At 40.3% G+C, this 26095-nt stretch carries 24 protein-coding genes; 11 read left to right on the top strand and 13 right to left on the bottom strand.

Features of this window, described 5'->3' with window-relative positions:
• Positions 1 to 11 precede the first annotated feature (11 nt).
• The 10 genes from traN to B0O44_RS08395 all read left to right on the top strand — a co-directional run bounded on the left by traN (position 12) and on the right by B0O44_RS08395 (position 7994).
• Positions 12 to 842: a conjugative transposon protein TraN gene (gene traN / locus B0O44_RS08355; protein ID WP_073233016.1), complete on the top strand. Its 831-nt coding sequence runs from the start codon at positions 12 to 14 to the stop codon at positions 840 to 842.
• Positions 843 to 905: 63 nt separating this feature from the next.
• Positions 906 to 2945, top strand: a complete 2040-nt coding sequence (locus B0O44_RS08360; RefSeq protein WP_073233015.1) for a TraM recognition domain-containing protein — start codon at positions 906 to 908, stop codon at positions 2943 to 2945.
• Positions 2946 to 2973: 28 nt separating this feature from the next.
• Positions 2974 to 3399, top strand: a complete 426-nt coding sequence (locus B0O44_RS08365; RefSeq protein ID WP_073233014.1) for a hypothetical protein — start codon at positions 2974 to 2976, stop codon at positions 3397 to 3399.
• A gap of 11 nt (positions 3400 to 3410) precedes the next feature.
• On the top strand, positions 3411 to 3830 hold the full coding sequence (locus tag B0O44_RS08370; RefSeq protein WP_073233013.1) for a hypothetical protein: 420 nt from the start codon (positions 3411 to 3413) through the stop codon (positions 3828 to 3830).
• Positions 3831 to 3946: 116 nt separating this feature from the next.
• On the top strand, positions 3947 to 4333 hold the full coding sequence (locus B0O44_RS08375; protein WP_159441139.1) for a M23 family metallopeptidase: 387 nt from the start codon (positions 3947 to 3949) through the stop codon (positions 4331 to 4333).
• Between the two features lie 6 nt (positions 4334 to 4339).
• Positions 4340 to 4501: a hypothetical protein gene (locus B0O44_RS24940; protein ID WP_158673985.1), complete on the top strand. Its 162-nt coding sequence runs from the start codon at positions 4340 to 4342 to the stop codon at positions 4499 to 4501.
• Between the two features lie 13 nt (positions 4502 to 4514).
• Complete coding sequence (locus tag B0O44_RS08380) at positions 4515 to 5717, top strand: ArdC family protein (protein WP_245943623.1); 1203 nt, start codon at positions 4515 to 4517, stop codon at positions 5715 to 5717.
• Between the two features lie 28 nt (positions 5718 to 5745).
• Positions 5746 to 6552, top strand: a complete 807-nt coding sequence (locus B0O44_RS08385; RefSeq protein WP_073233010.1) for a DUF4099 domain-containing protein — start codon at positions 5746 to 5748, stop codon at positions 6550 to 6552.
• A 47-nt stretch (positions 6553 to 6599) separates the two neighbouring features.
• Positions 6600 to 7187, top strand: a complete 588-nt coding sequence (locus B0O44_RS08390) for a hypothetical protein (RefSeq protein WP_124558627.1) — start codon at positions 6600 to 6602, stop codon at positions 7185 to 7187.
• 147 nt (positions 7188 to 7334) lie between these two features.
• A complete protein-coding gene (locus B0O44_RS08395) occupies positions 7335 to 7994 on the top strand; it encodes a hypothetical protein (protein WP_068402237.1) in 660 nt (219 codons plus the stop codon).
• Between the two features lie 977 nt (positions 7995 to 8971).
• On the opposite strand, the gene B0O44_RS08410 is transcribed toward B0O44_RS08395, so the two are convergent.
• The 10 genes from B0O44_RS08410 to B0O44_RS25375 form a co-directional block, all read right to left on the bottom strand.
• A complete protein-coding gene (locus B0O44_RS08410; RefSeq protein WP_068402233.1) occupies positions 8972 to 9766 on the bottom strand; it encodes a phosphatase PAP2 family protein in 795 nt (264 codons plus the stop codon).
• A gap of 242 nt (positions 9767 to 10008) precedes the next feature.
• Positions 10009 to 10491 carry an MgtC/SapB family protein gene (locus B0O44_RS08420; RefSeq protein ID WP_198163530.1) on the bottom strand — a complete coding sequence of 161 codons (483 nt, stop codon included), beginning with the start codon at positions 10489 to 10491 and terminating at the stop codon, positions 10009 to 10011.
• Between the two features lie 3 nt (positions 10492 to 10494).
• A complete protein-coding gene (locus B0O44_RS24945) occupies positions 10495 to 10671 on the bottom strand; it encodes a DUF2188 domain-containing protein (protein ID WP_170123288.1) in 177 nt (58 codons plus the stop codon).
• 31 nt (positions 10672 to 10702) lie between these two features.
• Positions 10703 to 11401 (bottom strand): DUF1345 domain-containing protein, encoded by a 699-nt coding sequence (locus B0O44_RS08425; RefSeq protein ID WP_073233008.1) that lies wholly within the window; start codon positions 11399 to 11401, stop codon positions 10703 to 10705.
• Positions 11395 to 12054 carry a hypothetical protein gene (locus B0O44_RS08430; RefSeq protein WP_124558626.1) on the bottom strand — a complete coding sequence of 220 codons (660 nt, stop codon included), beginning with the start codon at positions 12052 to 12054 and terminating at the stop codon, positions 11395 to 11397. Before B0O44_RS08430 ends, B0O44_RS08425 begins: the two co-directional genes overlap by 7 nt.
• A gap of 136 nt (positions 12055 to 12190) precedes the next feature.
• A complete protein-coding gene (locus B0O44_RS08435; protein ID WP_084359278.1) occupies positions 12191 to 14293 on the bottom strand; it encodes a heavy metal translocating P-type ATPase in 2103 nt (700 codons plus the stop codon).
• A 46-nt stretch (positions 14294 to 14339) separates the two neighbouring features.
• Complete coding sequence (locus tag B0O44_RS08440) at positions 14340 to 16013, bottom strand: LTA synthase family protein (protein ID WP_233603805.1); 1674 nt, start codon at positions 16011 to 16013, stop codon at positions 14340 to 14342.
• A gap of 379 nt (positions 16014 to 16392) precedes the next feature.
• On the bottom strand, positions 16393 to 17670 hold the full coding sequence (locus tag B0O44_RS08445) for an efflux RND transporter periplasmic adaptor subunit (RefSeq protein WP_073233007.1): 1278 nt from the start codon (positions 17668 to 17670) through the stop codon (positions 16393 to 16395).
• Between the two features lie 10 nt (positions 17671 to 17680).
• The gene (locus B0O44_RS08450) at positions 17681 to 22054 is read right to left on the bottom strand and encodes a CusA/CzcA family heavy metal efflux RND transporter (RefSeq protein ID WP_068402223.1); all 4374 of its coding nucleotides are present in this window, start codon (positions 22052 to 22054) and stop codon (positions 17681 to 17683) included.
• 93 nt (positions 22055 to 22147) lie between these two features.
• Positions 22148 to 22465: a DUF6660 family protein gene (locus tag B0O44_RS25375; RefSeq protein ID WP_368388870.1), complete on the bottom strand. Its 318-nt coding sequence runs from the start codon at positions 22463 to 22465 to the stop codon at positions 22148 to 22150.
• A 271-nt stretch (positions 22466 to 22736) separates the two neighbouring features.
• Here B0O44_RS25375 and B0O44_RS25355 point away from each other — a divergent pair, with 271 nt between their 5' ends.
• Positions 22737 to 22952: a GDCCVxC domain-containing (seleno)protein gene (locus B0O44_RS25355; protein ID WP_073233006.1), complete on the top strand. Its 216-nt coding sequence runs from the start codon at positions 22737 to 22739 to the stop codon at positions 22950 to 22952.
• Positions 22953 to 23176: 224 nt separating this feature from the next.
• Here B0O44_RS25355 and B0O44_RS08465 read toward each other — a convergent pair whose 3' ends face one another.
• Genes B0O44_RS08465 through B0O44_RS08475 form a run of 3 tightly spaced genes read right to left on the bottom strand, consistent with a single transcriptional unit; the run spans position 23177 to position 26048 of the window.
• Positions 23177 to 24406, bottom strand: coding sequence for a hypothetical protein (locus B0O44_RS08465; protein WP_068402219.1), 1230 nt, complete (start codon positions 24404 to 24406; stop codon positions 23177 to 23179).
• The gene (locus B0O44_RS08470; protein WP_068402217.1) at positions 24403 to 24846 is read right to left on the bottom strand and encodes a QcrA and Rieske domain-containing protein; all 444 of its coding nucleotides are present in this window, start codon (positions 24844 to 24846) and stop codon (positions 24403 to 24405) included. Before B0O44_RS08470 ends, B0O44_RS08465 begins: the two co-directional genes overlap by 4 nt.
• Positions 24847 to 24848: 2 nt before the next feature.
• Positions 24849 to 26048 carry a di-heme oxidoredictase family protein gene (locus tag B0O44_RS08475; protein ID WP_068402215.1) on the bottom strand — a complete coding sequence of 400 codons (1200 nt, stop codon included), beginning with the start codon at positions 26046 to 26048 and terminating at the stop codon, positions 24849 to 24851.
• Positions 26049 to 26095: the final 47 nt, after the last annotated feature.

Genomic DNA, 26095 nt, shown 5'->3' on the forward strand with positions numbered 1-26095 from the left:
CCATATTTTTTATGAAAAAATTAATCTTTTTTTTAGTGGCCATCTTATGGGTGGCCCAGGGGCTTTATGCACAAATCCCAGCAGGAGTATACCGCAAAGATCTACCAGATATTCTGATCAGTCGGGATATTTCATTGCACTTTATTTCTCCCGAACCCATTCAATATGTTGACATATCCACCCACGCAGTTGCGGGCGATCTGCCTTTAAAGAATGTATTGCGCTTAAAGATAATTCCAGATGTCAAGATGCCCTTAGATGAGCCTGGTGTAGTAACCATTGTTGGCGAAAGTTTTATTGCTCAATATAACCTGCGCTATGTGGATGACCAATCACTTATCGTCCCCACACAAGTGAATATATTACCGGAACATACCCAGCCGCTGGACGTCCCTGGAATTTCACTAACAACCAGGCAGATGCAGGATTTTGCCATTCAGATTCTACAGAAACCATCTGGTAAGTCTGTGCGAAAGGCAAAGGCTTTCGGTTTAAAGGCCAAACTGAACCATGTGTATGCCGCAGGTGATCACATATTTCTTGATATCACATATTTTAACAATAGCAACTTGCCTTACGATGTGGACGAACAGCGCTTCAAAATCGAAGATAAAAAGATTACAAAAGCAACAAACGTACAATCTGTAGAAATTAAGCCCGTATGGCAACTGTATCCAAACAGCATATTTAAGAAGCAATACCGAAATATCTATGTCCTGAAAAAGGTAACCTTTCCGGGTAATAAGTTGCTAAATATTGAACTGACTGAAAAACAGATTTCCGGGAGGGTGCTTACCCTAGAAATGAAATACAGTGATATTCTGAAAGCAGACAGTTTATAAAATGTCCAAATAATGGGAGTCTCCATTGAGCTCCCTTTATCCATTAAAAGCAAAACTTGATATATGGAAGAAACCAAGGAACAGCAGAGCCTTTACAAGTTCCTGCAATTTGGTATCTATTTGTCCGTCTTGATCGAAGTTTTCCTGTTTTTTTACGCCAGTAAATTTTTAACACAGGATTATACGGACAAATTTAACCTACGCTTTTTTGTAATCAGGCTTGCCAGATTACCATTTTACCACCAGCTCATTTACAGCAAACTATTTACTCTACTGTTGATTTGCCTGGTTTCAGTAGGTACGCTCAGCAGAAAAAACAAAGACCTCAATCCCAAAAATCATATTGTTTATCCACTTGTAGCTGGTCTTATCGTTTTCTTTTCGGGAATCTTGTTTCAGGGAAAACATACACCGGCCATTTGGATGGGTGCTGGCTGGTCTGATCTGCTGTACATCGTCACCGCAATTTTCGGAACCTTACTGATCCATATCGCTATGGATAATGTATCGAAGATCATCAGTTCAAAACTTGGTAAAGATAAATGGAACATTGAGGGGGAATCCTTTATGCAACCCGTCAAACCGATTGAGACACCGTATTCGGTGAATATACCTATGTTATTCTATTATAAAAAGAAGGTACATAAAGGATTCATTCCGCTGGCAAATTTATTCAGAAGCCTGCTTTTAATATCAGTTCCCGGTGGGGGTAAAACTTTTTCAGTTATTATTCCAATAATAAAGCAATTCATCGCCAAATCTTTCACTTTATGCATTTATGATATAAAATATCCTGACTTGGCCAAGGTTGCCTATCACCATTATTTATTGGCAAAACAAAAAGGGAAATGCCTTGATTATAAATTCCACGTTATCAATCTAAATGAAGTTGAAAAAAGCGAACGAGTAAACCCCTGGAAAAGGCAATACCTCAATACTCTTGCCGATGCCTCTGAAACAGCAGAAGCCTTAGTTGAGGCCATGAAAAAAGGTGACCGTTCGGGGGGCAGTGACCAGTTCTTTACACAATCCGCTATCAATTTTCTGGCCGCATGCATTTATTTTTTCAGCAGCTACGAAGATGGTCGGTATTCAAGCCCTCCGCATGTGCTTTCTTTTTTAAACCTTTCCTATGATGACATTTTCAGCGCACTTTTTTCTGAACCGGAACTGGTACCACTACTTTCCCCATTTAAAAGTGCTTATCAGGCCAAAGCTTTCGATCAGTTAGAAGGACAAGTAGGTACCCTTAAAATCTTTATCAGCAGATTGGCTACAAAAGAAACTTTTTGGGTATTCAGCGGGGATGATTTCGAGCTAAAAATAAGTGATCCTAAAAACCCGTCAATTTTGGTGCTCGCCAACGATCCTTTGACACAAAGTACTAATTCAGCCTGCTATTCCCTTGTGCTAAATAGGGTAACTAAACTGGTAAACACTAAAGGCAATTTACCCGTTGGACTTGTCATAGATGAGGCCCCAAGTCTCTATATTTTTCGAATTGAGCAGGTTTTAAGTCAAGCAAGAAGCAATTTGGTTGCGTCTGTACTCGGAATCCAAAGCCTTCAACAATTTCAGCAGCAATATGGTAAAGAAACTGCTGCTACTATCACTTCTGTGGTCGGTAATGTGCTATCTGGATCTGTACAGAACAAGGATACGTTAGATTGGTTGGAACGACTATTTGGCAAGGTAAAACAGGAAGGTGAAAGTCTGAGTATCGACCGGACGAAAGTCTCTGTTTCCCTGAGTGAAAAACTTGAACCGCTGATTCCTGCTGGCAAGATTGCGAACCTCCGAGCTGGCGAAATGGTGGGTTTGATCGCGTCAGATGCCGTTGAAACCTATACAGGGAAATACCAGCCCTCGGCAGTAAACTGTCGGGTAAATCTGGATGTAGAGTCTATCAAAAAAGAAGAACAAAGCTATCGGTCCTTGCCAATCTATTACGATTTCAAAGGCAGAAAAGAGGAAATACTCCGGCAGAACTTTCAAAAGATTAATGAGGAAGTGCAGCAGGTTGTAAAACAGTTCAGAATTGCTCAGACATCAGTTGGTGTACCTCAGCCTAAAGGAATAATGAAGCAAACCTTTAACAAATAACAAATTAATCACCTAACAACTATATTTTATGGAACAACTTCTTGGCACTTATGCGCAGGTGCATCCATTACTAAACGACCCGGCAGGCAAGCAGGGTCAGATTGGTATGATAACAGATATAGATATTGAGGGAGACAATGTTTACATAAGCTTTGAAAAAGGACAACAGGCACTATATAGCAGTAATGCCTTATTTGTCTTGAAAAAATCTGATGAAATAAGCACAAATGCAATTTCAAATTTTCAAAAACTGTCAAAGGAAGATTTTAAAACGCTTTTAGAAATCAGTTTGAAGGCACAGTCAATCTTTCCAATAAACCACAAAACTGCTCTTGAAATGTCAACTACAAATAATGCAGTTAGAGCCCATAGCCAGAATTTACTTCAAGATAAATTGGGCTTAGTCAACAATAATCAGGTTGAAGTTGAACAACGTCCAATTCACAGGCGCTAAATAATTTAGAAATGGAAGAACTTTTGAACAAATCAGTAATGGTACATCCATTAACTGATGATCCAATGCGTATGCAAGGTCAGGTCGGGTTAATTGCTCAAATCAACCTCAAAAATGATGAAGTGCATGTACAATTTCCTTACAATAATATTGGGGTTTATAGTACTAACGCCCTACTTTCCTTACAACCAAAAGAAATGGTTTTGGCAACTATACAGACAAAATTGCTCGAACTAGACCCCAAAGATGTAAGGATACTACTGGATATTTACAGACTGCAAAATATTGGACAAACAGGAGCAATTGAAGAAGCACTTCGGTGGGCCATCGGCTTTGAGGAAGTTGGCAAAAATTCCCTTGTTACCTTGGAGGATTTCATCAAATGTGGGCTAGCAGATGAAATCGAAATTCAATCTTCTCGTAGCCGATGAACCCTCGAATATTCGTGTTGCATGTCGTTGTCCATTTTTTACTGACTCATTCAGCTGTAGCTATAGCACAAATTAATGACCAATATCGTAGTAGCTTACCGTTAATAAATTTACGTGTGACCTCTGGTTTTGGATACCGCGTACATCCGGTGACTAATAAGTATGACCTGCATAGAGGCGTTGACTTTGCTGCCCGTTGTGATCCGGTACTAAATATTTTGGACGGAACTGTAACGGATACAGGTTTTAATCCAATCCTGGGCAAATATGTGAGAATTTCTCATGGAGACTTTCAAAGTATTTACGGACACCTTTCCCAGATCTTGGTCATACCAGGTGAGCCTGCAACAGCAGGTCAGGTCATAGGTGTCACCGGAACAACAGGCCGGGTGACCGGAGAACACCTGCATTTCAGCATCAGGTTTAAGGATAAATACATCAACCCATTACATTTTTTAAGGTCACTGTTACTGCCCGAACAGCTAGGCCAAACCATCAATTAATTACTTATGGAACAACATTTAAGAACCCTGCAAGATAAATTAAATACACTTGCAGCTGGCCAGGCTATTGGCCTTACAGCCGCAGAAGCGGCCATTTATGGCGTAGACTATGCAGACGAACTGCCAGAAGAAGATGCCCCTCAGGAGGTAGGAGAAGATGGCGAATGATAAGATTAAGGCCATGCACATACAGGTGGCCGAAAAACTCATTGAACAGCTGAAAGCCGGAACTGCTCCCTGGCAAAAACCTTGGAACAGCGATGATCTTCCATCTTTTGAGCTCCCTTACAATGCCGTCACTGGAAACCGCTATAAAGGTATTAATACCTTTTCCTTGTTGCTTAACGGTTACGAAGATCCTCGATGGATAACCTTTAACCAGGCATCCGCCAACCAGTGGAGTGTCAAGAAAGGTGAAAAGGCTTCTCTAATCCAGTTTGTTAAAACAACTGATTTAGTGGCCAAAAGGGATGAAAGTGGTAAACCTATGTTGAACGATGATGGTAAACCCATCAAGATTTCTATAAAACTGGATCGCCCAATCATTACCACCGCCTGGGTATTCAATGCTGCGCAGGTAAATGGGATTCCCATCCTACAAAAACCAGACATCCAAGAGTTAGGTTGGAAGCCATTAGAACGAGCAGAAAAACTGATTGCGAGTTCTGGCGCCGATATTATCCATCGGGCCGGAGACGATGCATTTTACAGCCCGTTCAAGGATCAGATTACTATGCCGCTGAAAGAGCAGTTTGATGCTCCAGACAAGTATTATGCAACGGCTCTTCATGAACTGGGCCATTGGACTGGACATAAGGACAGATTGGACCGTAGTATAATGAATCAGTTTGGCTCCGAAGCATATGCCCGTGAGGAATTACGTGCAGAAATCGCTTCTCTGCTGATCGGTCAGGAATTGCGGATCGGACATGACCCCAGACAGCACACCGCTTATGTGGATAGTTGGATTAAGGTCTTGCAGGACACACCCTTTGAAATACATGCCGCTGCTACTGACGCTGAGAAAATTCTCAATTACCTCACAGGTTTAGAACAAAAAAGGGAAGTTAAAACTGAGTTGCAAAATATACCGGAGTCGAAGGGATCAAGAAATCAGACAAACTCTAAATATCTGTCATCAGGTGACGAAATTGCTTATAACAATACAATTTACAAAGTAAATGGTCATCTGAAACAGGGTCGTCTACGCATGGAGGACTTGAACTCAGGACACAACTTTGTGCTTTCTAAAAATGATATGCTGTATGGTTCTTTGCTTCAGGTAAAACAGCAATCTCAGGACAAAACCCGCACAATTGATGGGACTGATACTTCCATTTCTCAGGAAGCTGACACAGCAATTGCTATTGTGGCAAGACGCTAAATCATCACAAAATTTCAATCTGTTAATTATGGAAACATTTATCAAGGAAAATGAGTTGCCTATTAAAGAACTCGAAAAGCTAGGACTTTACCAGGAAGGTAAGTTGAATCTAAGCAATGAAGATGTCGACGCATTGCTAGCGGGACGAAGAACAGACATGCGCAGCATGTTTCATTTGAAGATGGATGGTTTTGAAATCCGACAACTGGATGCCAAACTATCCCTTAATCGCAACCCTGATGGCACCGTCACGCTGAACCTGCACCCCATCTATAAGGAGGTCAAACCACATCCATTGCTCAGCGAGGAAGAAGCCAGGGTACTTCTGGACGGTAAACTACAATCGATACAGAAAGTTTATGAGCAGGCCGATAAAAAACTGGCGATGCTGATTATCGAATACGACAAGCAAACCAGAGAATTTGTCTCCTACCATCCTGAGCAGGTTGAAGCTCCTATAAAAATCAACGGGCAAGTGATGTCAGAGGAACAGCAGAAAGCATTTCAACGCGGAGATGTAATAGAATTGGACGAAGGCACTCGCATCCAGCACAGCGCGACCGACAGCAAGGGGATCAGGTCAGACAGAAAGGCATTGATACTTTCGGTATTAATGGACGGCGGTATTTCTTATTTACTGCTCCGTGGTATTCGCAACCTTGCCGGGAATAAGGACGGCCAAAAAGAAGAATACACCAAAGGTTATAATCAGGCCCTAGCTGATAGTATGGTAGGAAAACCTAAAAGAGAAAAGGAAATGACCGTGGGCGAGCATAAAGACTATGAAACAGGTTCACAATATAGTCGAGGATACGGGCGCACCTCATCTCGCTAATGGGTTTGTTAGCCGATCCGTGCCCACTTTCTATTAACCCGGAGACATTGGCTTTTTTTGTGAGCCGCATAACTGTTCAGGATGGCACTATCCTTTTTACCTATCAGGATAATCAACGGGATACAGCGATAGAATTTTGGTCGGACGAGAGGCACCTTGTACCTGTTTCTACTGGAATGTGGTTGGTGTATGAGGGATTACCCGCACAGGTCAGGCATTTGTTTTTAAGCCATTCAGCAACTGATATTCTTTGTTTCTGCCAAAAACGACCAGATTGGCTAAAGATTCCAGGCAGTGTTGCATTTGCTTCTTTAGGGTTGTTGGCCAGTGCGGATCAAATATCTTTTCTGAAACAACACTTTGTCAACGCAAAGGTGCATACGCTATTTGATGCCGAACTTACAGGCAGGGTCACAGATTGTAAAGTCGCATTGTGGAAGTCGGGGAAAGACGCTTTTTTCAAGGTCACCGACGATCTAATACAGATTACTTATCGCAAACGCAAATTCAATATCCCTGCCACTTCTTTTTCACTAAACCGTTTTGAAAAAGTTGTTGGCATACGCTCAGGTATACGCACCCACAAACCTAAAAACGGCTACTGTTCTTTTCGCGAACAGTTTAATCTGATTTAACCACTAAGTACTACGTGTAAGAATCTTAAAAGCAGATAACTAACAGCAATAGAGCCTGGTTCCTACGGACCAGGCTCTATTGCCGTGCTTAAAATTTAACCTAATAAAATCGATACCAAATAAAGAGAATCTTAAAACAACAGCACTATGAACATTGAACTAAAAAATATCAAGTACTACGAATCCTTTAGCGAAGAAACACTTGCTTTCCAGGCGAGTCTATACATCGAAGGCAAACGTGTAGGAACCGCAAAAAACGATGGTCGTGGAGGCCCGACCTATTACGATGGAGATAATAAAGAGGGACGAGAACTTATACATCAGGCAGAGCAATATGCGAAAGCACTTCCTGATAAACATTATCCTAAAGATGATTATATGGAGGCATTTTCTATACCTATGACACTTGAACACCACATTGATGACCTACTTAATGATTACTTAGGTAAAAAAGAGTTGGAAAAAATCCAGAAGAAGGTGGCAAAGGATATGGAAAAAGGTATTGTATTTGGCAAACCCAATGATAATTCATGGAGCGTCCAAACCTACAGTGTGCCACTTAAACAAGTGTTGTCTCATCCCAAAGGCCCCGAGAGCGTAACCAACACCATCGCAAAAAACATATTCAAAGAGCTAAAGGATGGGGTTAAGATCTTAAATACGAACATCCCTGAAAGCATTTTAAAAAACGCTGGACTTTTCGCAGACCAATATGTAAAACCATTGGTTCAGGATATTGGGCAACATGGTATAAATTCAGCGGAAAATACAAACGAACACAACAAGTCACAAGGCAGGTCGCTTTAGGACAAACTGGAATTCAATTATACCGACGTTCACCATCGCATAAAGATAAAGTTTTAAGGAGGCTATCTAGCCTTCTTTTTTGTGTAAAAAGATTATTATAACCAAAAGTAGCTAATAAAGAGTAGTTTACAAGAGTGGGAAACTTTATCGGTAGCGATTTAGTAATGGTGCTTACTGCACTTGATTACCTTGTAAATCAATACTGCAAATATAAAAAAGAAAGAGGGGTCATACCATTGAAAGTGATAAACGGCCTTATTTTATTTTTAATGCATTTTCTGCTTTTTCTACTTTTAGTGATCCTGAAAGTTTTAAATACCTTCTTTAGAGATAAAAAGTGATAAAAGCAGCCTTTTTAAGCTGCTTTCTTTCTTATGTTTTGTGCTATCGCTTAGGGGTTGGATATAGATCAGGTACATATTCATACAGATCTAGGAGATTGCAAAGTTATCTCGATGGCTTTTTCTTCTAACTTCATACATGGACAAAATAAAAAATTAGGAAATTATATAGAAGCCGTTTTTTTTCAAGCACACATTGAGCTTTCTAAGCTACTCTTCAACATGGAATTGATGTAACAGGATTAAATAATTACGGAAAAAAAGTTTGCTTTGAAGCAAGGGAGGGACGAGTTCCAAAGTTGGCTCAAGACGATACGGATTTCCTTTCAACGATAACCTGTGAGTTCGGAATGGCTTTTCCTTTAAACCACGAAATATTAATTTGCAGACTGCTAATTTTATATATCACTGATCATCTATTTCAAGTAATAAATTGAAATATGCGCATAGGCACCAAAGACAACGACCGACATGATCAGTATAAAGAAAAAATAAAATATAATATCCATTAAAGTGATCGCATATTTTTTTCTTTTCTTTTGTTCACGTTTTTTAGGTGCTTTACCTCCTTTCAATTTTGGAGGAACTTGTCTAATGACACCGAGTTTAGATTGACATGGCATATCACCTAATTGATTAAAATGTTTTCACCATCCCGAGTCCGAAAGTACCTGATCTGTAAGTCGGCATAATTAGTGCATTATTTTTAGGTTTGTTGGAGAATATTCTTTTGATTTTGGGGTATAACCAGTACGAGGCCTGGGTTGACAGTACACCAAGTCCAGCTCCCGCCACCACATCACTAAACCAGTGCCTATTGTTGTACATTCTCAAAATCCCTACTGTTGCAGCTGCGGTATAGCCTGAGATCGTGTACCAGACCGATTGGTCACCATATTCTCTGCGAAGAAATTCAGCCGAGGCAAATGCCTCCGCTGCGTGGCCGGAGGGAAATGCTCTCGGAGTTCCATCTGGCCTAGTGACAGCGGTGATCCCCTTAAGGCTTTGGGTAGTTGCATTTAAGATGATATTGGACAATAAATAAACCCCGCTTTGATCTAAGAGGCTATTTTTACCTTTAAGGCCTAATCCATTAAGTGCAAACACTGCTGCCCCAGGTGCAAATTGAAGGTAGTTGTCGACTATAAATTGCTTGTGGGGATGTTCGCTGTAAAATTCATGTTTTGCCTCAACGTCCAAATTTGTCAGCGCATTGTTTCCCAGCTTTACAAATCCATAAGCTAGCGCAACTGAAGGAATGATGATTGACGATACACGAACAGGGTTTTTAAAATTTTGTTGTTGATCTGCTTTCTTTTTACCTGATGTATCAGATATCGATTTGAAAACTACCGGAGGAGATTGACTGAATAAACTTGTAGTCCAAAACATCAAAAGGATTGAAATAGTATATGTAATGTGGTTTTTCATTTTTTAAATTATTTGATCTGATTTTACGACTACCAATGGGTGTTAAAAAAATGGATCATTTTCATGATAATAGCAGCTCCGAGTAAAACTGCCAGTATCCAGAAAAAAATCATCGAATAAAGCCCTGGCCTAATAGTCTTTTTTTTCTTTTTTGTTTTAGGTTTAAGTGAAGGTCTAGGCATATTTATTGTGTTTTTCACCGATTTATCCAGTTTATTTTTATGTGCATTCGACTTCATCCCTCAATCGTCTAAGTCTTCATTCTTATGATATTCCTGCATTTTCTTCTTCCACTTTAAATACCATTGCTGATGGTGAAGGATTAATAAAAAGAAAATCGCCGCCGATGAGGCAAATGCGATAATGAGCATATTCAACCCAACTGCAACACCGATCGCGGCTGTACACCAAATTGTAGCAGCGGTGGTCAACCCCTGAGACTGGTTCCTTTTATCATTTTTATAAATAATTCCTGCACCCAAAAAGCCAATGCCAACAATTACATTAGCTATTATCCTGGAGACAGCAGCCGTATCATTTAAATGCTGTCCAATGGCTGTAAATAAGGTTGCACCCAAACAAACAGCAGCATAGGTCCTTATGCCGGCACTACCTCCGTGTTTTTCCCGGTCGAATCCAATCCATGCACCAAGAAGAAGGGCGATCAAAAGTCGTAAAGCAATGCTTAATTCATTTTCCAAGTCCATTTTTCCAATTAAATCCATAGGTTATCCCTCAAGATTTAAAAACCATTCCTCAGCTTGTTTTATAGCTTCCTCAACAATGGCCAGTTCATTAACCGTTCTTTCCTGTTTTAGCTTGTTAGCGATCTCAATCGCTTTTTCCCTTATAATTGGTTTCAGATCCTGCATTTCGAGCGGAAAGTTTTCTAATGTCCACGTCATAAATATTTCTTTTTAGTATTAAAATTTTGATTTATTTCTGTGTAATGCCTGCGATAATATTAATTGTTAATGCGACAATAAACGTGTTAAAGGCAAAAGCTAAAATGCCGTGCATCCAGGCCAGCCGTCTTATTTTTCTAGAAGTAATCTGCACATCTGAAACCTGAAAGGTCATTCCAATAACAAAAGAGAAGTAAGTGAAATCCATATAGTCGGGTTCTTCTTCATCTGGAAATATTAAGCCTTCCGGTTTTATGTTTTTTCCTCCCTTATGATGGTCCAAATCGCAATAATAAAGATGGGCGTAGCGCAATGTAAATACGGTGTGTAGGAGCCACCAAGAGCCTGCAACGCAAGCAAGAGGGATTATAGCGGTTCCGGAAAATTCCTTTTCGGTTTGGGATGAGGCATTTTCCAAGAGTAAAAGCACAGCCAATAGACTGGCGAATGCCGCTGCGATTACAAAGAAAAAAATCACTGTCCGGCTGGAATCCTGAGCATGAGCCTCATGCTTTACATCGGCAGGATGGGAGCTTAGAATGGTGATCCATGCCAATATTAATGTACTCATAACATACGCTAGCCAAGTCAGCATGTAATGAATCGGATCTTTAAATTTACCTGTAGTAGCTACAAAAAACAGAACTGAAACTCCTATTGAAGTATACAACTTGTGATGTGCATCCACTTGGTTGATGTAATTGGCTATTTTTCTTAGACGGTCTACCATGTTAATTTTCCCCTTCTTAAATAATAGAGGTATAATTTAAAAGTAAAATGGGCAATAACGAGACTGATTACTACCCCAATGAGGATTTCGTGTGGGTAGTTCCAACCACTATGTAAATTAGTATACAAGTTGATAATTGCCCAGGCGACAACCATTGCTTTGAGCGGCCAGTAATGTTTCTTGAAATAAAGACAGCTGAAATAGGCAATTCCCGCTAAGCTTGAAGACATAGGAAGACAACCAAACTGTTTGCCAATCCCGACGGCTTTTACTTGCATGGAACCAGCCATAGTTTCCATATATAATGGACGCAGGTGTGCAAACAATAAGTTGACCGTGAAGATCATTCCATTGCAAACCACAACATACAACCCGATAAAAACTAGTACCTGCATAAATTTCATCTTATCATAAAAAAGTGTCATTAATACCAGGAAACCATAAAAGAGAATTAATAAATAGAAGTTTCCTGATTGTAGCATGAGCTTAGCAATAAATTGGTTATGGTTGTCGTTTGCCCAAAAAAGAATGGTTTCGTCAACTTCTACGATGTCGCTTAAAATGTGATGGTCTGCAAGGATAAATCCAATAAGCAGGGCAGAAAAAACCGTAACCGTCACCATAACGGGAAAATAGGTATCTAGTATTCTCATTGGATAATCAGGTTAAACTTTTGGATTCTTCATCTTTGTAGCGTTTGCTAGAATAGATCCGTTATTCCCAATTGGCCACCGTCGTATGCACGGAAAACGATGGCCAGCCATAAGGCTTTAGGGAATGATATTGTCTTTAAGCTTTCTTCTTTCTTCCAGACTTAATGGTTTGTTTTTGGTTGTTTTTATAGGCAAGGAGGCGAAGTGCATTCCCAACGACGACTAAGGTGGAACCTTCATGTGCCATCACTGCGGGCCCGATAGAGGTCACCCCCAGAATCGTAAGCGGTATCAAAACTGCCACTACACCCAGACTAATCCAAAGGTTTTGCTTAATGATACCCTTTGCCTTGCGGCTTAAGCCTATTGCAAAAGGCAGACTTTCCAGCTTGTCTCCCATTAGGGCAATATCTGCGGTTTCTAAAGCGACATCAGATCCGGCAGCTCCCATAGCAATACCTACCGTACTCTTGGCCATTGCCGGAGCATCATTAACACCATCACCAACCATAGCCACCATTTTTTCCGATTTATCCAGTTTTTGGACAGCTTTAACTTTATCCTCTGGCATGAGGTTACCCATCGCATCAGTGATGCCGATCTGTTTAGCAACAGCTTCAGCCACCTGCTGGTTATCCCCTGTCAGCATGATCATTTTTTTAATACCTAACGCAGAAAGTTCTTTCAGCACATTTTTAGCCTCTTTACGGGGTACATCCATCAGAGATAGAATACCTATGAAATCCTTATCCTGTTTGACCAGCATAGAGGTGTGACCACCCTTTTCCAGGTCTTCCACTTGTTTGATGATCTCCGCTGGTACATTGTCTTTTTCAAACAATGCCTTATTTCCAATGAGTATCTTTTTACCGCCAACTTCCGCTTGTACGCCCCGTCCTGTGATGCCTTTCACTTTACTGGCCTCTGGAATAGATTGCTTTTTAAGTTTTTCAAGACCTCCTTTGACGATAGCCTCTGCAAGGGGATGGTCACTTAGTTTCTCTACTGCAATGGCTACGACCAGTAAATCCTCCTCAGAAATCCCGTTTAACGGGATCACGTTGGTTAACTGAGGTTTTCCTTCAGTCAGCGTGCCGGTTTTATCAAAAGCAATAGCATTCAGAGATCCCAGGTCTTCTAGTGGTCTTCCGCCTTTAATCAAAACCCCACCTCTGGCAGCACGGGCGACACCGCTTAATACCGCACTTGGAGTGGAAATGGCAAGCGCACAAGGACTAGCGGCCACCAATACAGCCATCGCCCGGTAAAAGCTTTTGCTAAATGGTTCGTCGATCACCAGGAAAGCAAAACATAGCGCTGCCACCAGTACCAGTACAACTGGCACGAAGTACTTTTCGAATTTATCTGTAAACAACTGAGTTGGAGATTTTTGTTTCTCCGCCTCATTGACCATTTTTACCAGACGGGAAATGGTTGAATCTTTGGCTTCTTTGATCACCTTAACTTCCAGAACAGCTGCCCCGTTTATGGTACCTGCAAACACACGGTATTGGGGTTTAATGCTTTTTTCATTGGTGTAATCTTTATTTGGATCAGGAACAGGCGATTTGTCGACCGGTACACTTTCCCCGGTTATCGGTGCCTGATTTACGCTTCCTTCGCCTTTGATAACCACACCATCCGCCGGTATTTTACTGTTGGGTTTGATGACAATGAGATCCCCTAAAACCAATTCTTCAATACGAATTTCCTGTTGGCTGCCATCCCTAACCACCAATGCAGTTGGGGGAGCTAGGCTGGTCAGCGCCTCAATGGATTTACGTGCTTTACTCATTGCGTAATGTTCCAGTGCATGTCCCAAACTGAAAAGGAATAGCAACAGGGCACCTTCCATCCATGAACCCAATATGGCAGCCCCGATTGCAGCAACCAGCATCAGGAAATCAATCTCAAACCCGCCTTTCATTATGGTTTGAATTGCTTCCTTGGCCGTAAAGAAGCCCCCAAAGAAATAGGCAATTATATAAAGGATAAGACTGACCAGTTCAGGCATACCTGCCACATAAGATAATCCGAAGCCCGCTCCCAGAGCAGTTCCGCAAATCAATGAAAATATCAGCTCTGTATTTTTTCCGAAAACTCCGCTGTGTTCATGCCCTTTTTCTTCGACATGACTATCCGATTTACCAACGGCCCCGACTTTGGTGCTCGCTGATTTAGCCCCGTTTTTCACAGGTAGGGTTTTTGGTTGATTTCCATTTTTTTTGTCTGTTTTCATAACTATGGGATTGATGTTAGTGTTGAAACTTTGAGCGGCCGAGAGGTTACTCTTTTAGCCCTCCTTTACTATATAAATAATAGGCTGTCTGGTAATAGGCAATCGCCTCATTGATCAGTTGCTGAGAAACTTTTTCCTTCCTTTGTTCGTTTGTTGATCTGTTGTAAAAAGCGGATTCAACTTTCCTGCGAGGACTTAAAATGACCAAACTGTCATTCTTCATAAAACCCAACTTCTGATAAGTGGCAATCATTGTCCTGGGAACATAAGTACTGTCCAGTACATTTTTGCCATAATTATTATTGATGTATGACCAGTTCAGTAAGGAAAATAAAGTGGGATAAAGGTCTATCTGCGAACAGATCTTATCTATACGAGTTGGCCTACTATTCGGTATATTATAGACTAATGCGGGGATATGATATTTCGCTACATCGATCTCGTTCTTACCGGCACTACTTGCACAATGGTCCGCTATAAAAATAAATATGGTATTGGAGAACCATGGCTTTGATTTGGCCTGTTTTAGAAATTGACCAATTGCAAAATCAGTGTATTTTACCGCGCCGTCTCTGCCAGAACCAGAGGGAATGTCAATTTTTCTTTCAGGATAAGTGAACGGCCTATGGTTGGAGGTGGTCATTACAAAATTGTAAAATGACTGCTTAGCCGTAAATTTTGCATCGGCATCCTTAAGTACTGCACCAAATAAATCTTGATCGCAGATTCCCCAGGCATTTTCAAAATTGACCTCGTTGTCGGGTATCATCGTTCTTCTTGTTTTGTAATCATCACCAATGGCGAGTTTCCTGCCCCTGTCCACAATGTCAAACCCATTACTGCCAAAATATTGGTTCATGTTATCGAAATAACCGTCGCCTCCATAAAAGAACGTTGTTTGATAGCCTTTGGTTCTGAAAATGCTGCCAATAGTGCTCAATTGTTTATTCTTTTCCCTCCGGACTATACTGTTTCCGGGGGTTGGGGGTACAGCCAGTGTTAATGCCTCCATTCCCCGTACTGTCCTTGTGCCGGTGGCATACATATTCGTAAAGAATAAGCTATGATCTGCCAGAGAATCCAATACTGGGGTAATTTTCCGTTCATTCCCAAATTTCCCCATAAAATCTGCGCTAAAGCTTTCCAGTACAACCATGATTACATTAGGTAATTGTTGTTCACCGCCTAACGGTTTGATGTTTTTTCTAATCGACTGTAAGTTACCTGTATATCTGGAGCCTGACTCCTTAAGTAAACTCCGGGTAATGGCAAAAGCCTGCTCATTACTCAATAGTGAATAAAACTGTTCATAATTGAGTTCATTGTTTTTGAAAGCCGAAAAGAAGGAATAAATTCCCGCCTTAGATAGTTCATTCTGATATCGGTTTTCACTTTTTTCCGCCCAGCTATTGTTTATGTACAATGCGTAAACAGCAATCAATAAACCCATGATCAGCGAATGGATAAGTCGCCATTTGAACCTTGTGTTGGATTTGAAACTGTCACTAAAATTGTTGGTCCTGATCAGTAGAACCATAACTGCAATAGTAATGGCAACTACACCAGAAATTAGGTAGGGCAAAGGGTAAGATTCATTGATATTATTAACAACCTCATGCGTATAGATCAGATAGTCAACAGCAATAAAATTAAACCTACTTTCAAACTCTCCCCAAAAGGTGAACTCCGCAAAAAAGGAGAACACAGAGATTAAGATCATTAAAAAGACAATTATATAACTGACAACCTTATTAAAAGATGAGCGGTTTAACTTCTGAGGCAGTAATAATAGATAAATTGCATACAAGAGGCCAAAATATAAAACTACTCCAAAGTCAAAAATCAAACCTTTCGTAAATATACTTAAGGCGCTTTTTAAAGTCAATTCGGTATCTTTAAGCGAGACATAAATAAAAGCAATACGTAGCGATATCGATGCGGTTATGAAAAACACCGCAAACGCATAAAGTACCGCATACCGGCTTTTCAACGGGTTAAAAATCATAAGCCATTTTTTAAATTAGGGTACATAGAAATTATGTGCGCAGATTTGCTGCACATAATTTCATTCTATTTACTTAGTTCTTTTTGAGTATTTTCTAATGCCCCTCATGTTCTTCGCTATTTTTCAATTTCGATAGCAGATCGTAAGCTCCCGTTAAAACAACCTTTCCTTTAAGATCCATACCTTTTGGCAATTCCAACTGTATATATCCGCCATCACTGGTTCCAGTAGTAACTTCCAGAATCTCAAAGTGAAAGGATTCTCCTTCAGCTTCTTTTTCATGCTCTGATTCCTTTGGATCATGCTTATGTCCCGTTTCATTTTTTTCTTTTGCATGGCCGGCCTCTTTTCCTGCCGCTTTTGCAATGAAAATGTATTTTTTATTCTGGAAATCAACTACAGCACTGAGTGGTAAGGCCATAGCTTGGGTGGTACCGGCCTCGATATAAGCTTTTAAATAAGTACCCGGAATAAAATTTTTGCTTCCTTTGGCAATTGCGTGTACAGTAACGGTTTTGTCTGTTGCAATTTCCTTTCCTACCAGCTGAACTACGGCCCGCTGTTGAATGGTATCGGGATCATTCGCTAAGATAAATCTTACGCCTTGTCCCGGTTTCACTTTGTCCACATCTTTTTCAAAGACCTTTAACTCAACGTGCAGGTTTGAATTGTCTACAATTTCAAACATGACATCATTAGGGTTTATGAATTTCCCGCTATTCACATTTACCTTGGTCACATAACCGCTGATTGGTGCGTAGATATTTATCTCACTTCTGATATTCGTAGGAGACAAGCTGCCGGGATTGATGTTGATCAGGCGTAGGCGTTGCTTTAATGCATTTTCTCTGGCCTGGATGATCTGATACTGGGATTTTGCCTGTTGCAGGGTTTTTTGTGAATTTACATTCTGACTTGCAAGCGTCTGCTGACGTTTGTACTCCGAATCGGCTAATTCCAGCTGGCTTTTGCTTTCCAGATAATCTTGCTGAAGCTGTACATATTCCTGGTTTTGAAGCACAGCTATCACTTGTCCTTTGCTAACGCTACTGCCTTGCAAAAGTGGTGTTGACCTTACTATGCCGCCCATTTGGGTGGTGATACTTACTAAATTCTGCGGTGGAACATCGATGTAACCATTAACTTTTAAAAGTCCGCTTAATGACTTCAATTCAGGTGAGCCTAAGGTCACACCAATTGCTTTATATTGTGATTGGGTAATCTCCACTGAATTCTCATTTTCCTCATGGGCTTCTTCTGCCGGGGCTGCTGTTGCCTCAGTTTCCTTCTTATTTCCACCACAAGAGGCGATTAAAATAGCCAAGAGCAGTACTGAAGTGATACGTGTGATATTATGAATTGTCTTTTTCATTTCTTATTGATTATATACCCATAAGGTATTGAAGTGTGTAAACTGATTGATTGTATTGATTGATGGCCTGCAGGTAATTAAACCGGATCTCTGAATAAGTACGTAAGGCCTGCAAGTATTCTACATAACCAATTTCACCATTTTGAAAAGCGATTTGTGATTGCTTTAGAATTAGATTCACATTGGGTAAAGCACTCTTTTTGTAATAGTCAATACTTCTTGCGTTTTTCTGTAAATCCTGATATGCCTGTTTATACTGCCCTTGAAGATTAGTTTCAAATAAGTTAAATTGGCTTTCCGCAACTTGCTTTTCTATTCTTGCTGCTTTGATACGTGATGAAAAAGGTTTAAAGAAAATTGGAAGGGAAATGCCGGCCTGAACGCCTTGAAACCTTTTACTGCCACTAAAATACTGGTCATTTCCGTTGACATTCTGCGTTCCGATAATTGACTGGTTAAAATAACCGACGGTAAAATCAGGGCCTGAACGTGCTTTTTCTAATGCAAGAGCCTTATCTGCGACAACAATCTGCTGTTTTTGCAACGCAAGCAGAGGATTAGCTGAAATTGCACTGTCTAATGCCAAGTTATTGTATTCGTCTTGCTTAAACTGGTCTTTCGCAATTTCAATAATATCCTGTGAATTGAGCAGTCTTTGCAGCTCAGCTGTGTAGGCGAGAATATCAGATCGGTTCTTACTCATCTGGTTTAACACTTCATTATATTGGGTTTCGGCAGTGGTACTTTCCAATAAATTGGTTTCACCTGCTTTGTAGCGCAATGATGCTGCCTTTGCAAAATTACTGTATACAGAATCCTGGCTTTTATATAAGTCCTGTAATGCAACAAAGTATGCCAGTTGCGTATATGCACTTTTCACTTGATAACTCAGTTCTTTTTGGGTAACAGCCAGATTAATTTCGGCACTTTTGATTCGGGCATCGTATAGACCTCTCTGGTTTTTGAATACCCCAGGGTTTGGGATACTTTGGGATACACTGAAATTATTGTCTTTTCGTATGCTGTTAAACTGGCCATATTGGATATCGAAACTTGTTTTGCCCAGGTCAGTTGAACTTCCTCTTAAGGCCTGTTGCTGGTTAATCTGCAATCCTGAAGATTTTACTGCCTGGTTGTTTTTAATGGCCGTTTCAATCGCCTGGGTCATGGTTAAAGTTTGTCCAGGTATCTGCGCTTTTGCAGTTGGGCTAAAGAACAACAGGCAACTGATGATGATTGCAATTGCAGTCGCAGGAATAGACTTTGTTTTGCCCTTCCAGCTTTCAAAATAAGTATATAACACGGGTAATACAATAAGGGTTAAAATTGTTGAGGTAAGCAGACCGCCAATCACAACTGTGGCAAGAGGCTTTTGTACTTCCGCACCTGCGGCTGTTGAAATGGCCATTGGCAGGAATCCAAGGGAAGCCACAGTGGCAGTCATTAGTACTGGCCTTAACCTCAGCTCTGTTCCTTTCAGTACAATTTCGTTCAAGGTATATTTTCCTATTTTTTTGAGCCTGTTAAATTCAGTGATCAGCACGATCCCGTTAAGTACAGCAACCCCAAAAAGTGCAATAAAACCAACACCCGCCGAAATACTGAACGGCATGCCTCTTAGCAGTAGAGCGAAGATGCCACCGATAGCGGCCATTGGGATGGCAGAAAAGATCAGCAAGGACTGTTTAATAGAACCAAAAGAAAAATACAATAACAACAGGATGAGTAACAAAGCTACGGGTACTGCTACTGATAATCTTTTGGTTGCTTCTCTAAGATTTTCAAACTGACCGCCATAGGTAATATAATAACCGGCCGGCAACTTAACCTGCTGCTCTATTTTAGTCTGTATTTCCTCAACCACACTGGCAATATCGCGACCGCGTACATTTAAACCGACAATAATACGTCGCTTGGTGTCCTCACGCTGGATCTGGTTCGGGCCAATTTTAAACTCTACATCAGCAAGTTGCTCCAATGGTACCTGATTGCCATTTGGTGCAGTAACAAATACATTCTTAACGTCATCAATACCCTGACGGTTTTCCTGAGACAGGCGAACTACCATGTCGTAACGCTGTTCTCCCTCGTAAACCAGCCCCGCTGATTGTCCGGCAAATGCTGCATTTAAAGCCTGGTTCACAGTCTCTACACTTAATCCGTATTGTGCAATTCGATCTCTGTTTATTTTAACTACTATCTGGGGAAGACCTTCGGCTTGCTCCAGGTATAAGTCTTTGGCACCTTCGACCGAAGAAACAATGCTCCCGATTTTTTTAGAAAAATCCGTTAATGCAGTCAAGTCATCACCAAATATTTTAATACCAATGTCCTGTCTGACACCAGATATAAGTTCATTGGAGCGTAACTGAATGGGCTGGGAGAAGCCAAAACTCACACCCGCCACCTCTTTGAGGGCGTCACTCATCATTTCAGTTAGTTCTTCGCGGGTCTTAGCACTTGTCCATTCCTTTTTGTCTTTTAGGATGATGGTCAAGTCACAAGCCTCCATCGGCATCGGATCCGTAGGAATCTCAGCAGCGCCAATCTTGCCAACCACTTCTTTTACTTCCGGAAACTTTTTCACTAGAATGGCTGATGCCTGGTTCACTTTATCAATCGTCTGGGATAGGGAACTTCCTGTTAGTAATCTGGTCTCAACTGCAAAATCACCTTCCTCCAGATTTGGGATAAATTCTCCACCCATTCGGCTAAAGACGAATAGACTGACAACCAATAATGCGATAGAGGTAATCGTCACAGCCATTCTGCGTTTTAATGCACCTTTGATCATTGGGTGATAGTATTTGTGGAAGAAATCCATCATACGATCAGAAAAGTTTCTTTTGTGGGTTGGGTTTTTGCTCAAAAATAATGCAGATACCATAGGGACATACGTCATAGAGAGTAAAAATGCACCCAGGATTGCAAAGGAAACCGTTTGGGCCATCGGGCCAAACATTTTACCTTCAATACCTACCAATGCAAGGATAGGGAGGTAAACGATCAAAATGATGATCTCCCCAAAAGCAGCAGCAGACCTGATTTTTACAGCAGATTCATATACTTCTTTGTCCATTTCCTCCTGAGTCATTCTGCCTGCTTTACGCATGCCTAGGTGGTGCATCGTGGCCTCTACAATAATTACGGCTCCATCAACGATCAGACCAAAGTCAATTGCACCCAGGCTCATTAGGTTTCCTGATACCCCGAACAGGTTCATCATGGAAATGGCAAACAGCATCGCCAGCGGAATCACTGAGGCAACGACCAGTCCGGCCCGGAAGTTTCCAAGGAACAGTACCAATACAAAGATTACAATTAACGCGCCTTCAATCAGGTTCTTAGCGACTGTGCCCATTGCTCTATCTACCAAAGCGCTCCGGTCAAGGAATGGTTCTACGACCACCCCTTCAGGAAGTGTTTTGCTGATCCTCTCTATTTTGAGCTTAACTTGTTTTACTACGTTATTTGCATTGGCGCCTTTAAGCATCATTACGATACCACCAACCGCTTCTCCTTGTGCCTCAGGTGTAGCACGGGTAAGTGCCCCATAACGAATAGAATTGCCAATCTGGACGTTTGCAATATCCCTGATTAGTACTGGTATACCACTTGGACTATTTTTAACTACGATCTTGTTAATATCAGAGATACTGCCTACGAATCCTTCACTTCGGATGAAGTATGCATTAGGTTTTTTATCAATATAAGCGCCACCCGTGTTTTGATTATTCTGTTCTAATGAAGTGAAGACGTCATTAATACTTAAGTTAAAGCTTCTTAACTTATCAGGATCCAGCGCAATTTCATATTGTTTTAATAAGCCGCCGAAGCTGTTCACCTCTGCAATGCCGGGTGTGCCTAAAAGTTGCTTTCTTACAATCCAGTCCTGAATGCTTCTAAGTTCAAGTGCAGTATATTTTTTCTCAAATCCCGGCTTGGCATGGATCACGTATTGATATATCTCACCAAGACCAGTCGATATAGGTGAGATCTCAGGGTTTCCCAAACCGCCGGGAATATTATTTTTAGCCTCAGCTAACTTTTCATTAACCTGTTGACGTGCCCAGTAAATATCTACGTCATCGTGGAACACAATGGTCACTACGGATAATCCGAACCTTGATATGGAACGAACCTGCTGTATTTCAGGAATAGTAGACATGGACTGTTCTACCGGATAGGATATTAAGCGTTCTATTTCCTGGCTGGCCAGTGAAGGGCTTAAAGTAATAACTTGCACCTGATTGTTTGTAATATCAGGTACTGCATCTATAGGAAGCTGTTTAAGGGAATAAATACCCCAGGCAATTAATGCAAGGGTAAACAGTCCAATAACAAGCTTGTTCTGTATAGAAAACTGAATGATTTTTTTCAGCATCGAATTAAAATTATGTTAGATAAAAAACTAATTAATGCATAGTCGACAACACTTCATGAGAAATGAACCGCAAGCAATAACATGATGATTTAACTAACTTAATTGAGGCGGTTGCCAAATGGAAAGAGAAACGGAAGCTGCATTGGCCGAATATAAATCAACATATTCCTTTTTCAATATTAAGGATATGGTTTTTATATGCACAACTTGATTGATTGGTATAGGTGTATTGCAGCAGGAGCAAGAACAAAATGGAGAACAGGAATCAAGATCAGATTTTGAATGGCCGTCGTCTGCTATAGTTTTAGAAATTCTATTTGTTACAGTAGCTCTGGAATTGTTCATATCCTTACAAGGCACGAAATTCATGACAAGGATGATAATAACAATAAGCCAGTTAACTATTTTCACAAAAAAATATTTTTTCCAAATGTATAAAAATATAATTCAGTATTACAAGAGAAAAATAAAATTTTTGCATCTATTGTTGAAGGTAGGATAAATCGTGTAATTTGAAGACGTATTGAAGAGATCCGGATATTATTTGCTAGGAACTCCAAAAGCATTGCTTATGGGGAAGGACAAGCTGTTGTAAAATTTGATTCTACGCAGATTTCTTTAGCACAATTGGAAGAGGCAGTAGAGAAAGAAACAGGTTATAAAATCATAAATAAATCAACCAATGACAACTAAAGCAATAATACTAGAATCTACCATAACTTGCCCTGTTTGCCAACATCAAAAAATGGAGATAATGCCGACAGATTCTTGCCAGTACTTCTATGAATGCGAAAAATGCAAGACAAGATTAAAACCTCAAGATGGAGACTGCTGTGTGTTCTGTAGCTATGGGACAGTTCCATGTCCCCCAATACAAGAAAACAAATCGTGTTGCTGAAATTCTGTAGAGGTGTAACAAACTCGTAGGAAAAAACAACATGGCGGCGAAGTCAAATCGTGGGGACAAAAAGAAGAATTTAAAAATGTCAATTACTTTCTTAGACATTATTTTTTTATTCTTCTATACCATTTCGATTCAAGTATGGTTTTTGGCGCGTATGCGTACTTCGCCCTGTTAAATAATGTAAATTGATTTTGGCTATTTCATTTTCAAAGTTCCAATTAAAAATAAGTTGATACTCCAAATTGTATTGCGGCAGTTTTGGTTGGTGGGTTGCCTAACAAATCCTTTTGACTTTGAATTCTGTAATTAGCCCTTAGAACGGTTTGTGGTCTTGGTCTAAAGCTAATCCCAGGCATTATGCTCCATAATTCATCACCAATATTTTCGTCTGTTTCTTTGAATTTTCCAACATTCCAATCAACATATTCAAAGCGGCAGGCAAGATTGATGGTGGCATTTTGCCAACCCAGAATTTCTCTTTTTAATATTGGCTGTACAATGTCGGCATATCCTCCTTGTTGTTTATTACCAAATTGTTGCGAATATGTTGTGGGAACATCTATATTGATCCATGCCCATTCTGCGGTAATAAAAGTGTTAAGGTTAGGCAAAGTGGTGTTAAAATCAATAGCAAATATATTTAACCTTCTTTTGTCGTCTATTACAATCCCGTCATCTAGCCATTTGTTATATATCCCGCCCATATAGGATAATCCGATTTCTCCTATTTTATTATGTCGGACTGCAATTTTTCCTGTCAATAGCGGTTGACCGCTGGCCATTTCTTCAAACCTTTCAGTATTCTCTTTTGCAGCTGGTAAAAAGGTCTTATTCTCTTTGTTGGCAATAATCGAATTATCAAACCCACTGGATGCATAAATTTCATAACCAAACATCCAATTTGTATTATAGTGTTTTCCATAAATGCCAAATCCGGCGTTACTCCATGTTGCAGGTAACATTTGTGTCATCGCAATCGGACGATCCGTAAATTCCCATTTTGGCCCATCATGGTTTTGATTGAAGGCACCTATTGGGTTCATAATCATTCCACCTCTTAAATTCAATAGGGGATGAAGCTCAAGATCGAGGGCGGCAAATTCTATTGCAATTTCCTTTTCGGCTGGTTCAAATTCAATTTCAGATAAAAATTTAATGCGTTTGCTAATAGTGGAAGCAACAAATAGCGTCATTCTTCTAAACTGAAATTGATGTCCCTCGGAAACACCATCTGTACCTGAATGTTGCCAGTTTGCTTCCATATACCCCCCTAAAGAAACTGGTAATTTCCCCACAGTGATGAATGGTCGTTCGTAAACGGCATCCATATTTAAGGATTGTTTAGCTGTGTCTAATGTTGATCTTTTAAGAAGTTTCGGGTCAATTTGAGCTTCTGCTATGTAGTATCCAATTAATATAATTGTGAGTGTAGTAATTACTTTTTTCATATCGCTTTAAGGGAGATTTTTAGTTGATTCGTTTCGATAACGATTGCAAATGTTCGCAGGTTGGTATCAGCCGGGCCATTTTGCATTATTCCTTTGTTGTTAAATTCACTACCGTGGGCGGGACATTGCAGTTTGTCTCCAAATACTTGTAATTCTGCTCCTAAGTGAGTGCATTCCATCCATAAAGCGGAATACGTGTTTTCATTAAAGCGGTATATGCATATAGGAAATTTTAGCAGATCATTGGTCACAATGATATATTTCTTAAATTGTTTTTTATTAGACTTGATTATAAAATCTGATATAGGGACAACCAAATTATCATCAGCAATTTCTCCTGATAAAATCTGTAAAGAACTACAACTTTCTAGCAGGGTTGGAATTCCCAGCCCTGCTAAACAAGCATAACCACAGTTTTTTATAAAATCTTTTCTTTTCATGGCTACAGTGACTTTAAAAATTTGATGAGTGCATTTTTATCAGCCGCTGAAAGCTGGATATATTCATTTCTTGCATTAGCAGCCTCGCCACCATGTAAGGTTATAGCCTCTTCAATACTTTTTGCTCTCCCGTCATGTAATAGGTGATATTGTCCGCCTTGAGAGTTTGGTGAAAGACCTAAGCCCCAAAGTGGTGGTGTTCTCCACTCAAAAGTTTTTGCAGTCCCTTCTGTATAAGCATCATCAAGTCCTGCTCCCATGTCATGCAATAATAGATCAGTATAAGGATGGAAAGTTTTGTTAGACAGTGCCTTTGTAGTGGATATGCCTGTTTTTAAAGTGGGTTTATGACAACCTGAACAATTTATCCTGTCAAATATTACCCGACCATTTTTAACTTCAGAGTCATTTTGCTGACGTTGAATGGGGGCTTTAAGCGTTTGCAAATAAAACACAACATCATTTACGGTTTGGGTCGAAATCTCTGGATCAATGGTAAGATGAGTATAAACATCTACCGGATCGTAACTTGAAGTAATTCCTATATCTTGGTTATATGCATTTACAGTTTGATGTAACAGACTATAAGCAGCAGCCTTTTTACCAAATCGATGGATATATTTTCCATCTTTTTGAATTGCATTAGCAAAGGGAATTATATACTGCGGCAGGTTACCATAGTTTGGAACTCCGGAAATCCCATCGTTGTCATTGTCGTCTGGATCTGCCATTGCCAGAATGTCTGCATCAGAAACAAGTTCTAAAAGACCTAATCCAGTATTAGCAGGAGGTGTGAATTTAGAAAAGGTAGCTCCTAAGGGTATTTGTTCTGGCATATATCCAGGTATAGCTCTATTCTGTAATTGAGGGCCACCCTGATTTAGAAACTTGTTACCTGTTTCGTCAATTTGTCCGAAACGGGTAAGTGTGGTAAATGGATGTCCCTTGCCATCCCCTGCATGGCAACTTCCACAACTTGTAGCTACAAAAACTGGCCCTAAGCCTTTTTCAGGAGTAAAGATTTCGTCATTAAATGCTACATCTCCTGATAGAAACCTTCGGCTTTCCTCATAACTTAACCCTTCAACCGGCCCATCTAATAAGTTCTCGTCTTTAGGCGAAGCTGGTTCCAGCTTAGAACAGGATTGTATAATTGTGACAAGTCCAACTAAAATACATGTAACAAGTAAAGATTTTTTCATTGGTCTAATTTTAATATTTCAATATGCAAATATATAAAGTTAGATAT

The organism is Pedobacter nutrimenti (assembly GCF_003208655.1).
GTDB lineage: Bacteria > Bacteroidota > Bacteroidia > Sphingobacteriales > Sphingobacteriaceae > Pedobacter > Pedobacter nutrimenti.